The 16,582-nt window shown below is 73.5% G+C and carries 1 protein-coding gene; it reads left to right on the top strand.

Annotated elements, in window-relative coordinates; all coding sequences use genetic code 11:
* Nucleotides 1-16,581: type I polyketide synthase (locus BG452_RS39600; RefSeq protein ID WP_188309185.1), on the top strand; the 16,581-nt coding region annotated here is incomplete at its 5' end.
* Nucleotide 16,582: the final 1 nt, after the last annotated feature.

Raw genomic sequence — 16,582 nt, 5'->3', positions numbered from 1 at the left:
GCGCGGCAGGGCGCGGAGCACATCGTGCTGGCCGCCCGCCGCGGCCCCGACGCACCCGGCGCGGCCGGCCTGCGCGACGAACTGGAGGCAGCCGGGGCGCGGGTGACTGTGGCGGCGTGCGACGTGGCCGACCGGGACGCCCTGCGGGACCTCGTCGAGCGCGTCCGCGACATCCGCGCGGTCTTCCACACCGCCGGCGTGATCAGGGCGACCAGGCTGGCCGACACGACACCGGCGGAGTTCGCCGAGGTCATCATGGCCAAGGTCGCCGGGGCGGCGAACCTGGCGGAACTCCTGCCGGACCTCGACGCCTTCGTCCTGTTCTCCTCCACCGCGGGCGTGTGGGGCGACGGCCACGGCGCGGCCTACGCCGCCGGCAACGCCTACCTCGACGCCCTGGCCGCACAGCACCGCGCCCAGGGCCGCGCCACGACCTCCGTCGCGTGGGGCATCTGGGCCGAAGGCGGCATGGCGGCCCTGGAGCCCGTGCAGCGCCAGCGCACCCTGCTCGGCCTCGGCGAACTGGACCCGGGCCGGGCACTCGACGCGCTCCAGGACGTCCTCGACCACGACGAGGCCCTCGCGGTCGTCACCGAGGCCGACTGGGCACAGTTCGCCCGCGCCTACACCCACGCGCGGCCGAGCCGGCTGCTCCGGGACCTGCCCGAGGCCCACAGCCGGCCGCAGGCCCTCCGACCCGTGCTCCCCGCCGAGGGCACCGACCTGCTGGAGCTGATCACCACCCACGTCGCCGGGGTGCTGGGACACGCCACCCCCGAGCGGCTCGACCCCCGGCACGCGTTCAAGGACCTGGGCTTCGACTCACTGACCGCGGTGGAACTGCGCAACCGCCTGGCCGCCGCGCTCGGGGTGAGACTGCCCGCCACCCTCGTCTTCGACCACCCCACCCCGGCACGGCTGGCCGCCCACCTGTCCGGCGAGTCCGGCGAACAGGACGCGCCGCAGGCCCCGGCCCCGGCCGCGACGGACGAGCCGATCGCGATCATCGGCATGGGCTGCCGCTACCCCGGAGGTGTCGGTACCCCCGAGGACCTGTGGCGGCTGGTCGCGGACGGCGTGGACGCGGTCGGCGACTTCCCGGCCGACCGGGGATGGGACACCGACCGCCTGTACGACCCGACGGGAAGCCGCCCCGGCACGTCGAGCACGTCCCAGGGCGGCTTCCTCGACGCCGCCGGCGACTTCGACGCGGCGTTCTTCGGGATATCGCCCCGCGAGGCGCTCGCCATGGACCCGCAGCAGCGCATCCTGCTGGAGACCGCGTGGGAGACCATCGAGTACGCCGGTATCGACCCGACCACGCTGGCGGGCACACCCACCGGCGTGTTCACCGGCATCTGGTCCACCGGCTACGCCGCCGGGCCGGTCCCCGACGACCTGGAGGGCTACCAGGTCACCGGTACCGCGTCGAGCGTGGGGTCCGGCCGGCTGGCGTACCAGCTGGGGCTGCTCGGCCCGGCACTGTCCCTGGACACCGGCTGCTCGTCGTCCCTGGTGGCCCTGCACCTGGCCGCTCAGGCGCTGCGCTCGGGAGAGTGCTCCTTCGCCCTGGTCGGCGGCGTCACCGTCAACGCGGCACCCATGCTGTTCACCGAGATGTCCCGGCAGGGGGCGAGCGCGCCCGACGGCCGCAGCAAGTCCTTCGCCGCCGCGGCCGACGGGGCGGGCTGGGCCGAGGGCGCCGGTCTGCTGCTGCTGGAACGCCTGTCCGACGCCCGCCGCAACGGCCACGAGGTGCTGGCGGTCGTCCGAGGCACTGCCACCAACCAGGACGGGGCGTCCAACGGCCTGACCGCGCCGAACGGTCCGTCGCAGGAGCGGGTGATCCGGCAGGCGTTGGCGAATGCCGGGTTGGAGGCGTCCGAGGTGGACGCGGTGGAGGCGCACGGCACCGGGACCACGCTCGGTGACCCCATCGAGGCTCAGGCACTCCTGGCGACCTACGGTCAGGACCGGGTGGAGCCGTTGTGGCTGGGGTCGGTGAAGTCGAACATCGGCCACACCCAGGCGGCGGCCGGCGTCGCGGGTGTGATCAAGATGGTGATGGCGATGCGGCACGGGCAGTTGCCGCCGACCCTGCACGTCGACGCGCCCACCCCGCACGTCGACTGGGCCTCCGGCGCGGTCCGCCTGCTCACCGAACCGGTCGCCTGGCCCGGGACCGGGCGCCCCCGCCGTGCCGCCGTCTCCGCGTTCGGCATCAGCGGCACCAACGCCCACGTCATCATCGAGCAGAGCATCCTCGAACAGCCCGCCCAGGCCGACTCCGCCGCGCCCTCTCCCCGGGGCCGCGCGGACGACCAGGTCCTCTGGCCGCTGTCGGCCAGGTCCGAGGCGGCGTTGCGGGAGCAGGCGCGCCGGCTGGTCGCCTTCACCGCCGTACATCCCGAGGTGAGTCCGGCGGCGGTCGGGGGTGCTCTGGCTGCCCGCACCGTGTTCGAGCACCGGGCCGTGGTGGTGGGCTCCGCCGCCGCCCTGGAGGCACTGGCCGAGGGCGGCACGGCGCCTGGTCTGGTCACCGGGAACGCCCGCTCGCTGGGTCGGTCGGTGTTCGTGTTTCCGGGGCAGGGTGCGCAGTGGGTGGGGATGGGTGGGGAGTTGTACGGGTCGGAGCCGGTGTTCCGGGGGGTGATCGATGCGTGTGATGCGGCGTTGGCGCCGTACACGGATTGGTCGTTGGTGGAGGTGCTGGTCGGTGGTGGTGCGCTGGAGCGGGTGGATGTGGTGCAGCCCGCTCTGTTCGCGGTGATGGTGGCGCTGGCGGAGTTGTGGCGTGCGCATGGTGTGGAGCCTGATGCGGTGGTCGGGCATTCGCAGGGGGAGATCGCGGCGGCGTATGTGGCGGGGGCGTTGTCGTTGGAGGACGCCGCCAAGGCGGTCGCCCTGCGCAGCAAGGCCCTGGTCGCCCTGGCCGGACACGGCGGCATGGTCTCGGTCGCGCTGTCCGCGGACGATGCCGCCGGCTACCTGAGCCCCTGGGGCGACCGGATCACCGTCGCGGTGGTCAACTCCGCCTCGACCGTCGTCGTGTCCGGCGAACCCGGGGCCCTGGACGAACTGCTGGCAGCCTGCGCCAGGGACGGCATCCGCGCCCGCGCCATCCCCGTCGACTACGCGGCGCACTCGGCGCAGGTCGAGGCGATCCGCGAGCAGCTTCTGACCGACCTCGCGGACATCCGGCCCCGGTCCGCGGCGATCCCCTTCTACTCCACGGTCACCGCGGAACCGGTCGACACCTCCGTCCTCGACGCCGGCTACTGGTACCGCAACCTCCGCGAACCCGTACGGTTCGACCTGGCCACCGTCCGGCTCACCGCCGACGGCCACGAGGTGTTCGTGGAAGTCAGCCCGCACCCGGTGCTGGTGCAGGACCTGGACGGCGTGGCGACCGGCACCCTGCGCCGCGACCACGGCGCCATCGGGGAATTCCACACCGCCCTGGCCCGCCTCCACGTCCAGGGCGTCGCCGTGACCTGGCCGCACGACCGCCCGCACGGCGTCAGGCTGCCGCGCTACGCCTTCCAGCGCAGCACCTACTGGCTCACCCCCGCGGCCGGCGACCACGGCACCGGGCACCCGCTGGCGGGCACCACGGTCGAACTGCCCGACGGGAGCACCGTGCACAGCGGCCGCGTCTCCACCCGCACCCACCCCTGGCTGGCCGACCACGCCGTCGACGGAACGGTCCTGCTGCCGGGCACCGCCTTCCTCGAACTCGCCACCCTGGGCGGCGGGACCCTTGACGACCTCGTCCTGCACCTGCCCCTCGCGCTCTCGGACACACCGACGGAGATCCAGGTCTCGGTCGGCGCCCCGGACGACGCCGGCCGCAGCCCGGTCACCGTGCACTCCAAGGGCGGCGACGGCTGGGTCCGCCACGCGTCCGGAACTCTCGGCGGCCGGGTGACGGCCGGACGCCTCGACTGGCCCGCGAGGAACGCCGAACCCGTGGACCCCGAAGGGTTCTACGGCTTCCTCGCCGGACTCGGATACCAGTACGGACCCGCGTTCCGCGGCGTGCGGGAGCTGTGGCAGGGCGAGGACGAACTGTACGCCGAGGTGTCCGTCCCCGACGGCGCCCGCTTCGGCATCCACCCCGCGCTCCTGGACGCCGCACTCCAGCCGCTGATCCTGCTCAGCCCCGACACCCGGGTCCGGCTGCCGTTCTCGTTCTCCGGCGTCGCCGTGCACACCACCGGTGTGTCGTCCGCCCGGGTCCACCTGGCCCGGACGGGCACCGGCACCTACCGCGCGACACTGACCGACCTGTCCGGTAACCCGGTCGCGGACATCACCGCGGTGACCGTCCGTCCGGCCGCCGAGGCGCGGGCCGCGGTGCTGCACACCCAGTGGGTGCCCCTCACCGCGAGCACACGGACCGAGGTGGTGCCGAGCCCGGTACTCACTGCGGAAGCCGACGCGGACTCCGTGCACGCCCTCGTCCAGCGGGCCCGCGCGCTCGTCCAGGACTTCCTGGCCGAGCAGCCGGAGCGGGCGGCCGCACGCCTGGCCGTCCTGACCCGCGGCGTGGCCGGCGCGGCCGTACGCGGCCTGGTCCGCAGCGCCGCCGCCGAGCACCCCGGCCGGTTCGTCCTGGTCGACATGGGCGACGCGTCCGAGGAGGACGCGGTCCGGGCCGCCATGACAGCCGGCGACGAACCCGAACTGGCCCTGCGCCGGGAGGGCGTCCTCGTACCGCGGCAGGCCAGGTACGCGCCGGAACTGACCGCCCCCGACGGTGCGTACCGGCTGAGCGAGTCCGGCACCGGGCAACTGGACGACCTGGCCCTGCTGCCCTGGCAGGAGGCCGCGCTGGAACCCGGACAGGTACGGGTCGCCGTACGCGCGGCCGGCCTGAACTTCCGCGACGTGCTCATCACCCTCGGCATGTACCCGGACCGGCCCCCGCTGGGCGGCGAAGGGGCCGGCACCGTCCTCGAGGTCGGCCCCGGCGTCACGGCCTGGCGGCCCGGCGACCGCGTCCTGGGAATGATGCCCGGCGCCTTCGGGCCGCGCGCGGTCGCCGACCACCGGCTCCTGACGGCGATCCCCGACGGCTGGAGCTTCACCGAGGCGGCGTCGGTGCCCATCGCGTTCACCACCGCCTGGTACGGGCTGTTCGACCTCGGCGAACTGCGCCCCGGCGACCGGGTCCTGGTCCACTCCGGCGCGGGCGGTGTGGGCATGGCCGCCGTCCAGTTGGCCCTGAACAGCGGCGCGGAGGTCTTCGCCACCGCGAGCCCCGCCAAGTGGGACACCCTGCGGCGCCTCGGACTGGCGGACGACCACATCGGTTCGTCCCGCGACACTCGGTTCGCCGACCGGTTCCCGGCCATGGACGTCGTCCTCAACTCGCTCGCGGGAGAACTCACCGACGCCTCCCTGCGGCTGCTCGCCGACGGCGGACGGTTCGTCGAGCTGGGCAAGACGGACGTCCGCTCACCCGAGGGCCTGATCTACCGGGCCTTCGACCTCAACGACGTCGACCCCGCGCGGCAGGGCGCCATCCTCTCCAGGGTCGTGGCGCTGGTCGCCGACGGGACGCTGGAGCCGCTGCCGGTCACCGCCGCGGACCTCCGCCAGGCCGTCGCCTCCTTCCGGCTGATGAGCCAGGCCCGCCACACCGGCAAGATCGTCCTCACCGTCCCGCAGCCGATCGACCCCGACGGCACCGTACTGATCACCGGCGGCACCGGCACCCTCGGCCAGGCCGTCGCCCGGCACCTGGTGTCCCGCTACGGGGTACGGCACCTGCTGCTCGTCAGCCGCGGCGGCGGTGCGGTGCCGCACCTGGAGCCGCAAGGGGACGTCGACGTGCGGGTCGTGGCCTGTGACGTCGCGGACCGGGACGCGCTGGCGGCCGTACTGGACTCGATCCCGGCCGCGCACCCGCTCACCGCCGTCGTCCACGCGGCCGGCGTGCTCGACGACACCGTTGTGGAACGGCTGACCGCGGAGCAGCTCGACCGGGTGCTGCGTCCCAAGGTCGACGGCGCCTGGCACCTGCACGAGCTGATCCGCGAGCACCACCTCGCCGCCTTCGTGCTGTTCTCCGCGGCCGCCGGTGTACTCGGCAACGCCGGCCAGGCCGGCTACGCGGCCGCGAACTCCTACCTCGACGCGTTCGCCGCACACCGGCAGACCCTCGGACTGCCCGCCGTGTCGATGGCCTGGGGCTACTGGGAGCAGGAGAGCGGCATGACCGCCCACCTCACCGCGGCCGACCGCCAACGCCTCGCCCGCAACGGCATCCGCCCCATCAGCATCGAACGCGCCCTGGCCATGTTCGACACCGCGCTGGCTGCCGGACGTCCCGCGCTGACCACGGCCGACCTCTCGATGCCGCAGACCCTGCCGACGCCAAAGGCCCCCGCGTCGGACCTGCTGTCCCTGGTCGCCGCCCACACCGCCACCGTCCTCGGCCACTCCGACGCCGCCGCGATCACCCCCGGACTCGCCTTCCGCGACCTCGGCTTCGATTCCCTGACCTCCGTCGAACTGCGCAACCGCCTCGCCGGCGCCACCGGCCTGCGGCTGCCCGCGACCCTCGTCTTCGACCACCCCACCCCCGCCGATCTCGCCGACCACCTCACCGCCGAACTCTCCGGTGCGGGCCGGGGTGTGGTGTCGGTGGTGCCGGTGGGCGGGGTGGGTGTGGGGGTTGATCCGGTGGTGATCGTGGGCATGGGGTGCCGGTTGCCGGGTGGGGTGGGGTCTCCGGAGGAGTTGTGGGGTCTGGTGTCGGGTGGGGTGGATGCGATCGGGGGGTTTCCGGGTGATCGGGGGTGGGACGTTGAGGGGTTGTTCCATCCGGATGCGGATCATCCGGGGACGTCGTATACGCGGTCGGGTGGTTTTCTCGTGGATGCGGCGGGGTTCGATGCGGATTTCTTCGGGATCTCGCCGCGTGAGGCGTTGGCGATGGATCCGCAGCAGCGGGTGTTGCTGGAGACCGCGTGGGAGACCTTCGAGGACGCGGGGATCGATCCGACGTCGCTGCGGGGCAGCCAGACGGGCGTCTTCACCGGTATCTGGTCCTCCGGCTACGTCGGCAGCCCCGACCAGGCACCGCCCGACACCGAGGGCTACCTCGCCACCGGCATCTCGCCGAGCATCACCTCCGGCCGGGTCTCCTACCTGCTGGGCCTCCAGGGCCAGGCCGTGTCCGTCGACTCCGCCTGCTCCTCGTCACTGATGGCGATCCACCTCGCCGCGCAGGCACTGCGCTCGGGGGAGTGCACACTCGCCCTGGCCGGCGGGGTGACCGTGAGCGTGACCCCCCTGCAGTTCACGGAGTTCTCCCGCCAGCGTGCGCTGGCCCCTGACGGCCGGTGCAAGCCCTTCTCGTCGACGGCTGACGGTACGGCGTGGGGTGAGGGTGCGGGGTTGGTGCTGCTGGAGCGGTTGTCGGATGCCCGCCGTAACGGTCACCGGGTGCTGGCGGTAGTGCGGGGTTCGGCGGTGAACCAGGACGGGGCGTCCAACGGTCTGACCGCGCCGAATGGTCCGTCGCAGGAGCGGGTGATCCGGCAGGCGTTGGCGAATGCCGGCTTGGAGGCGTCCGAGGTGGACGCGGTGGAGGCGCACGGCACCGGCACCACGCTCGGTGACCCCATCGAGGCGCAGGCGCTGTTGGCGACGTACGGCCGGGACCGGGTGGAGCCGTTGTGGCTGGGGTCGGTGAAGTCGAACATCGGCCACACCCAGGCGGCGGCGGGTGTGGCGGGTGTGATCAAGATGGTGATGGCGATGCGCCACGCCGAACTGCCGCCGACGCTGCACGTCCAGGAGCCCACGCCGCATGTCGACTGGGACACCGGTGACATCCGGCTGCTGACCGAGGCCCGGCCGTGGCCGGAGACGGGGCGTCCCCGCCGCGCGGGCATCTCGGCCTTCGGGGCCAGCGGCACCAACGCCCACGTCGTCATCGAACAGTTCCCGGAAGAAACCCCCGAACAACCCGCCGCGGACGACTCCGTGGAGCCCACCGTGTGGCTGCTGTCCGGCAAGACGGACGACGCCCTCCGCGCCCAGGCCCTACGGCTCGCGGACCACATCACCGCCCACCCCGAACTCCGGCCGGCCGCGATCGGCCGGGCCCTCGCCACCACCCGCACCATGCTCGCCCACCGGGCGGCCCTGGTGGGCAGCACCCGGACCGACCTCATGGCGGAACTGGCCGCCCTCGCCGACGGAGACCCCCGCGTCATCACGGGTGTGACCGGTTCGCTGGGTCGGTCGGTGTTCGTGTTTCCGGGGCAGGGTGCGCAGTGGGTGGGTATGGGTGGGGAGTTGTACGGGTCGGAGCCGGTGTTCCGGGGGGTGATCGATGCGTGTGATGCGGCGTTGGCGCCGTACACGGATTGGTCGTTGGTGGAGGTGCTGGTCGGTGGTGGTGCGCTGGAGCGGGTGGATGTGGTGCAGCCCGCTCTGTTCGCGGTGATGGTGGCGCTGGCGGAGTTGTGGCGTGCGCATGGTGTGGAGCCTGATGCGGTGGTCGGGCATTCGCAGGGGGAGATCGCGGCGGCGTATGTGGCGGGGGCGTTGTCGTTGGAGGACGCCGCCAAGGCGGTCGCCCTGCGCAGCAAGGCCCTGGTCGCGCTGGCGGACCAGGGTGGGATGGTGTCGGTCGGCCTCGGGCATGAGCGGGCCGACGAGTTCGTGGCCCGCTGGGACGGTCGGCTGACGGTGGCGGTGGTCAACGCCCCCGGTTCGGTCGTCGTGTCGGGTGATCTGGACGCACTGGACGAACTGCTGACGGCCTGTGAGGCCGAGGGCATCCGCGCCCGCCGTCTGCCGGTGGACTACGCCGCTCACTCCGTGCAGGTCGAGGCGATCCGCGAGCAGCTGCTCACCGACCTGGCCGGCATCACGCCGCACCCGGCGGTGATCCCGTTCTACTCGACGGTGACCGGCGAGCCGGTCGACACCTCCGCCCTCGACGCCGGCTACTGGTACCGCAACCTCCGCGAACCCGTACGCTTCGACCTCGCCGTCGAGGCCCTCACGCAGGACCGGTACGGCGTGTTCGTGGAGGTCAGCCCGCACCCCGTACTGGTGCCGGTGATGGACGGCGTCGTGACCGGCACGCTGCGCCGCGGCAGCGGCAGGCAGGAATTCCACCTCGCCCTGGCGCGCCTGCACACGCAGGGCGTGGCCGTCGACTGGACGCCGGTCTTCCCCGGCGAGTCCCGCCATGTCCCGCTGCCGACGTACGCCTTCCAGCACCGGCCGTACTGGTTGAACCCCGCCGCCGCGAAGGGCGACGTGTCCGCGGCGGGACTGGAATCGGCCGGGCACCCGCTGCTCGGGGCCGTCGTCGAACTGGCCGGGGACCAGAGCGTCCTGCTCACGGGGCGGCTCTCGACGGCTACCCGGCCATGGCTGGCCGACCACGTCGTCCTGGGCTCCGTGCTGCTGCCCGGCACCGTGTTCGTCGAACTCGCCATGCACGCCGGACGGCAGGCCGGCTGCGACGTCCTGGACGAACTGGTGCTGGAAGCCCCCATGATCCTGCCGGACGACGGTTCCGTGCCGGTCCAGGTCGTCGTCGGCGCACCGGACGGGACGGGCCGGCGCCCCGTCACCGTGCACTCCCGGGCGGACGGCACCTGGCTGCGGCACGCCACCGGCATGCTCGCGACCGGCGACCGCCCCCACCCGTACGACACCGGCGAGCCCTGGCAGCCGGCCGGTGAGCCGGTCGACCTGACCGACTTCTACGACACCCTCGCCGCCCAGGGCTACGAGTACGGGCCGGTGTTCGCGGGCGTTCGCGAGATCCGGCGGCAGGGCGACGAGCTCTATGCCGAGGTGGCGCTGCCCGCCGACACCCGCGACCGCTTCGGTCTCCACCCTGCGCTGCTCGACGCCGCACTCCAGCCGCTGACCCTGCTGGCGGCCGGCCGCCTGCCGTTCTCCTTCGCCGGGGTGTCGATGCGGAAAGCCGGCTCCACGGCCCGGGTCCGCCTCACACCCACCGGCCCCGACACCTTCCGGGTCGCGCTCGCCGACGAATCCGGGCCGCTGGCGGTGATCGACGCGCTGACCGTGCGCCACCGGCCGCCGGGCATACCGGGCGCCGGGGCCGACCAGCTCTTCCGCCTCGACTGGGTGCCCGTCGAGAGCACCGGCGAACCCCCGGCGGTCCACCACGTGACGCCCCCGGCGGGAGACCCCGTGGCCGCCGCGCACACCGTCGCCGCCGAAACGCTGGGCGTGCTCCAGGACTTCCTGCGCGACGGGGACGGCCGGCTGGCCGTCGTGACCCGCGGGGCGGTCGGGCCGGACCCCGTCGACCTGCCGTCCAGCGTCGTCTGGGGCCTGGTCCGCGCGGCCCAGGCGGAACACCCCGACCGGTTCGTGCTCGTCGACACCGACGACCGCGTCCTCGTCGCGGGGGACGAACCGCAGCTTGTCGTCCGCGACGGCGCCGCCCACGCCGCTCGCCTGGTACGGGCCGAAGCGGCCCCGGCACCCGGCCCGCTCGACCCGAACGGCACCGTGCTGATCACCGGAGGCACCGGAACACTGGGCCGCCTCGTCGCCCGGCACCTGCGCGACCGGCACGGCATCCGGCACCTGCTCCTGCTCAGCAGGACCGCGGCGGAGGTGGACTTCGACGCCGAGGTGGTGGCCTGTGACGTGGCCGACCGGGACGCGCTGGCGGCCGTACTGGACTCGATCCCGGCCGCGCACCCGCTGACCGCGGTCGTCCACGCCGCCGGCGTGCTCGACGACGGCGTCGTCGAATCCCTCACGCCCGGCCGGATCGACCAGGTGCTGCGGCCCAAGGCCGACGCCGCCTGGCACCTGCACGAGCTGACGAAGGACCTCGGCCTGAGCGCGTTCGTGCTCTTCTCGTCCGCCGCCGGTGTGCTGGGCGGCCCGGGCCAGGCGAACTATGCCGCCGCGAACGCCTTCCTGGACGCCCTCGCCGTGCACCGGCGTGCCCTGGGTCTGCCGGGCGTGTCGCTGGCCTGGGGACAATGGGCCGAGGCCAGCGGGCTGACCGGACACCTCACCGACACCGACCGCACGCGCCTCGCCCGCGCCGGCGTGCTGCCGATGCCCACGGACCAGGCGCTGGCACTGTTCGACCTGGCCCTGGGCGCCGCCGATCCCGCGCTGGTCCCCGCACACCTCGACCTGTCGGCGGCGTCCACCCGCCCCCTGCTCAGCCGCCTCACCCGTTCCAGGCCCGCCCGGCGCACGGACCGGCCGGGCCTGGGCAGGGAACTGGCGGCCCTGCCCGAGACCGAGCAGCACAGCCGCGTCCTGGAACTGGTCACCGGCCAGACGGCCGCGGTCCTCGGCCACACCGACACCGCGGCCGTCAGCGCCGAGCGGGCCTTCAAGGACCTGGGCTTCGATTCGCTCACCGCGGTGGAACTGCGCAACCGGCTGTCCGCGGTCGCCGGGGTACGGCTGCCCGCGACGCTGGTCTTCGACTACCCGACTCCCGACGCGCTGGCCGGCCACCTGCGGAGCCTCCTGGTCGGTGCCCGGCGCCAGGCCCCTGCCTCACCCGTGCCGGTCGGGGTGCCGGTGTCGGGTGATCCGGTGGTGGTGGTGGGGTTGGGGGCCCGGTATCCGGGTGGGGTGGGCTCGGCGCAGGAGTTGTGGGATCTGGTGGCGGCTGGGGCGGATGCGGTGGGGGAGTTCCCGTCGGACCGTGGGTGGGATGTGGGTCGTCTCTACGATCCGGCCGGCGGTCCGGGGACGTCGTATACGCGGTCGGGTGGTTTTCTGGGGGATGCGGGTGGCTTCGACGCGGCGTTCTTCGGGATCTCGCCGCGTGAGGCGTTGGCGATGGATCCGCAGCAGCGGGTGTTGCTGGAGACGGTGTGGGAGACCTTCGAGGACGCGGGGATCGATCCGACGTCGTTGCGGGGCAGTCAGACGGGCGTCTTCACCGGCATCTGGTCCTCGGGCTACGGCGCCGGGGCACAGCCGCCCGACCTGGAGGGCTACCTCTCGACGGGCACGGCGACGAGTGTGACCTCGGGGCGGGTGTCGTATCTGCTGGGGCTGGAGGGTCCGGCGGTGTCGGTGGACACGGCGTGCTCGTCGTCGCTGGTGGCGATCCACCTGGCGGCGCAGGCGCTGCGCTCGGGGGAGTGCTCACTCGCCCTGGCCGGTGGTGTGACGGTGATGGCGACGCCGGCGGGGTTCGTCGAGTTCTCGCGGCAGCGGGGGCTTGCGGCCGATGGGCGGGTGAAGGCGTTCGCCGAGGCGGCTGATGGTACGGCGTGGGGTGAGGGTGCGGGTGTCGTGCTCCTGGAGCGGTTGTCGGATGCCCGCCGTAACGGCCACCGGGTGCTGGCGGTGGTCGCGGGAAGTGCGGTCAACCAGGACGGCGCGTCCAACGGTCTGACCGCGCCGAATGGTCCGTCGCAGGAGCGGGTGATCCGGCAGGCGTTGGCGAATGCCGGGTTGGAGGCGTCCGAGGTGGACGCGGTGGAGGCGCATGGCACCGGCACTACTCTCGGTGACCCGATCGAGGCACAGGCGCTGTTGGCGACGTACGGCCGGGACCGGGTGGAGCCGTTGTGGCTGGGGTCGGTGAAGTCGAACATCGGCCACACCCAGGCCGCCGCCGGCGTCGCGGGTGTGATCAAGATGGTGATGGCGATGCGGCACGGGCAGTTGCCGCCGACGCTGCACGTCGACGCGCCGACCTCGCACGTCGACTGGTCGGCGGGCCATGTCTCGCTGCTCACCGAGGCCCGGCCGTGGCCGGAGACGGGGCGTCCCCGCCGCGCCGGCGTGTCGGCGTTCGGCATCAGCGGCACCAACGCGCACGTGATTCTGGAGGCACCGGCCGTGGATCCGGCCGAGGAGAGGTCGCCCGAGTCCCCTGCCACTCCCACGCCGGCGGCCGTCGTCCCGGTGCCCTGGCTGCTGTCGGCCAAGTCCGAGCAGGCGCTCCGGGCCCAGGCCCGCAGGCTGCAGGCGTACGCGGCCAAGGCCTCCGACGCGGACGGAATCGGCGTCGCGCTCGCCTCGCGGACCCGGTTCGCCCACCGGGCCATGGTGACCGGACCGGAGGCACTGGCGGCCCTGGTGCGCGGGGAGGCGCATCCCGGGCTGGTGACCGGCGAGGCCCGGGGCTCGGGCGGGTCGGCGTTCGTGTTCTCCGGTCAGGGTGGTCAGTGGGTGGGGATGGGGCGGGGTTTGTACGGGGTGTTCCCGGTGTTCGCGCGGGTGTTGGACGAGGTGTGTGGGTTGTTGGGGTTGCCGGTGGGGGTGTTGTTCGAGGACGGGGAGGGGGTGTTGGGGGAGACGTCGTTCACGCAGCGGGGGGTGTTCGCGTTGGAGGTGGCGTTGTTCCGGTTGGTGGAGTCGTTGGGTGTGCGGCCGGACTTCGTGGTGGGGCATTCGGTGGGTGAGGTGGCGGCGGCTCATGTGGCGGGGGTTCTGGGTCTGGAGGACGCGTGTGTGTTGGTGGGGGCGCGGGGCCGGTTGATGCAGGGGTTGGCGGGTGGTGGGGCGATGGTGTCGGTTCGGGCGTCGGTGGAGGAGGTGGTGGGGTCGCTGGTGCCGGGTGCTGAGGTGGCGGCGGTCAACGGGGTGGATGCGGTGGTGGTGTCGGGGGACGAGGCGGCTGTGGTGGCGGTGGGTGAGGTGTGGCGTGGCCGTGGGCGTCGGGTGGGGCGGCTGGAGGTGAGTCACGCGTTTCATTCGGCGCGGATGGATCCGGTGTTGGGGGAGTTGGGCCGGGTGGCGGCGGGTCTGTCGTTCGGTGAGCCGGTGATTCCGGTGGTGTCCACGGTGGCGGGGCGTCCGGTGGATATGGGGGAGCCCGAGTACTGGGTGCGGCAGGTGCGGGAGCCGGTGCGGTTCGCTGATGCCCTGGAGTGGCTGGCGGGCCGGGGTGTGACGGGGTTCGTGGAGGTGGGGCCGCATCCGTTGCTGGTGGGGAACGGGTTGATGCGGCGTGGTGGTGATTCTGTGGAGCGGTTGTTCGCGGGGTTGGGGCGGTTGTGGGCGGATGGTGCCGTGGACTGGACGCCCCCCGTGGCCGCGGCGGCGAGGGCGTCGGGTGGACGGGTGCCTTCGTATGCGTTCCAGCACCAGCACTACTGGCTCCAACCCACCACCCCGGCACCGACCGGTGACGGCCGGATCGACCACCCGCTGCTGCGGGACGTCATGGAACTCCCCGACGACAACGGCGTGGTGCTGACGGGACAACTCGCCACCGCCGCGCAGCCGTGGCTCACCGAACACGTCATCTCGGGCTCGCCCCTGCTGCCCGCCGCGGCGTTCGTGGACCTGGCGCTCCGGGCCGGCGAACACGTCGGCTGCCCGGGGGTCGAGGACCTGACGTTGGAGACACCGCTGGTGGTCGCGGACGGCGTGCAGGTGTCCGTGACCGTCGGCCCCGACCGGGCGGGCCGGCGCAGCGTCTCGATCCACTCGCGCGCGGACGGCGAGTGGGTACGGCACGCCACCGGGACTCTGGGCGCCGTACCCGTCGCACCGCGGGAGCCCTGGGCACGGCAGTGGCCGCCGCACGCCGAAGCCGTCGACCTCGACGCCTTCTACGACGACCTGGCCGACGCCGGATTTGCCTACGGCACGGCCTTCCAAGGTCTGCGAGCGGCCTGGCGCGACGGTGACACCCTCTATGCGGAGGTGGCCGCACCCCCCGGCGACACCCGGTTCGCCCTGCACCCCGCCCTGCTCGACGCCGCGATCCAGATCGTGACCGTCGCCGACGACCGGGCGAAGATGCCGTTCGCCTTCGCGGGGATCTCCTGGTGGCGCGGCGCCGAGCACGCCAGGGTCCGGCTGACCGTGACCGGCCGGGACACCTGCGCGATCGGCCTCGCCGACCAGTCGGGCGCGCCGGTCGCCGAGATCGCCTCGTTGACCCTGCGTCGGCCGGCCGGGGCCACCACCCAGGACGTGCCGTACCAGGTGGCGTGGCCGGTCCTGGAAGCGGCGACCGCCGAACCGGACATCCCGGTCCACCACGCCACATCGCCCGTCGAGACCCTGCGGGTGATCCAGGACTTCCTCACCACGGACACCCCGCGCATGGTGGTCGCCACGCGCAACGCCGTGCCGGTTCGGCCGGGCGAGGACGTCGACCCGCAGGCCACCGCCGTCTGGGGCCTGGTACGGTCGGCCGCCACCGAGCACCCCGGCCGGTTCGTGCTGGTCGACGGTGCCGACGGCGACAAGGTCCGGCTGGCCGGCGACGAACCCCAGCTCGCGATCCGCGCCGGCGCCGTTCACATCCCCCGCCTCGAACGGGTGCGGACCGAGCCGCTGCCCTCGCTGCTCAGCCCCCAGGGCATGGTGCTCGTCACCGGCGGCACCGGCACCCTGGGCGGCACGATCGCCCGCCACCTCGCCGTACGGCACGGCGTGCGGCACCTGCTGCTGGTCAGCCGGAGCGGCCCGGACGCCCCGCGCGCGGCCGCGCTGACCGCCGACCTGGCCGCGCTGGGCGCTACCGCCGACATCGTGGCGTGCGACGTGTCCGACCGCGAGGCGGTGGCGCGGCTGCTCGCCGAACACCCGGTCACCTCGGTGATCCACGCCGCGGGCACGCTGGCCGACACCGTCGTGGAATCCCTCACCCCGCAGCAGTTCGCGCGCGTGTGGGAGCCGAAGGCCCTCGCGGCGCGGCACCTCCACGAACTGACCTCGGACCTGGAGGCGTTCGTGCTGTTCTCGTCGGCGGCCGGTGTGCTGGGCGGCGCGGGCCAGGCGAACTACGCGGCGGCGAACGCGTACCTCGACGGCCTCGCCGCACACCGGCACGCCCAGGGACAGCCGGCCGTGTCGCTCGCCTGGGGCTACTGGGCGGAGGCCAGCGGCATGACCGGAGGTCTGACCGCCACCGACCGGCACCGCCTGGCCAGGGCCGGCGTACGGCCGCTGCCGACGACGGACGCGCTGGCCCTGTTCGATGCCGCGCTGACCGCGGGCACCCCCACCCTCGCCCCCGTCAGGTTCGACCTGCCGGCGCTGCGCCGCGCCGGCGACCCGCCCGCCCTGCTGCGGGAGCTGGTACGGCCCCGGCGCAGGCAGGCCGCCGACCGCGTGCGGACGCCGGCCGACGTGCTGCAACTCGTCGTGGGCCAGGTCGCCCTCGTTCTGGGGCACTCGTCACCGGAGGCGGTCAACCCCGACCAGGCGTTCACCGACATCGGGTTCGACTCGCTCACCGCCGTGGAACTGCGCAACCAGCTCGACGCGGACACCGGCCTGCGCCTGCCCGCCACGCTCGTCTTCGACCACCCGACACCAGCCCGCCTCGCCGCCTTCCTGCACACACGGCTGCACGGCACCGAACCCGACCCTCTGCTCGCCGAACTCGACCAGCTCAAGTCCACCCTGGACGCGGCAGCCGCCGACGCCGACTACGAGACCGTCGCGGCCCGCCTCGAAGCACTTCTCGCGGCCTGGACCGCCAAACGCACCGGCTCCGCGGCCGGTGTCGACGAGGCCAGCGACGACGAACTGTTCAGCCTTCTGGACGATGCGCACCGCAGGACCGAGGTCATCCGATCGGGCGAGTCCCGAAACGCTGAGGAGCAGTAGC

The organism is Streptomyces sp. CBMA123, assembly GCF_014596465.1.
GTDB lineage: Bacteria > Actinomycetota > Actinomycetes > Streptomycetales > Streptomycetaceae > Kitasatospora.
The sequence above is the reverse complement of the archived record's forward strand: the minus strand, read 5'-3'. Positions and strand labels throughout refer to the sequence as shown.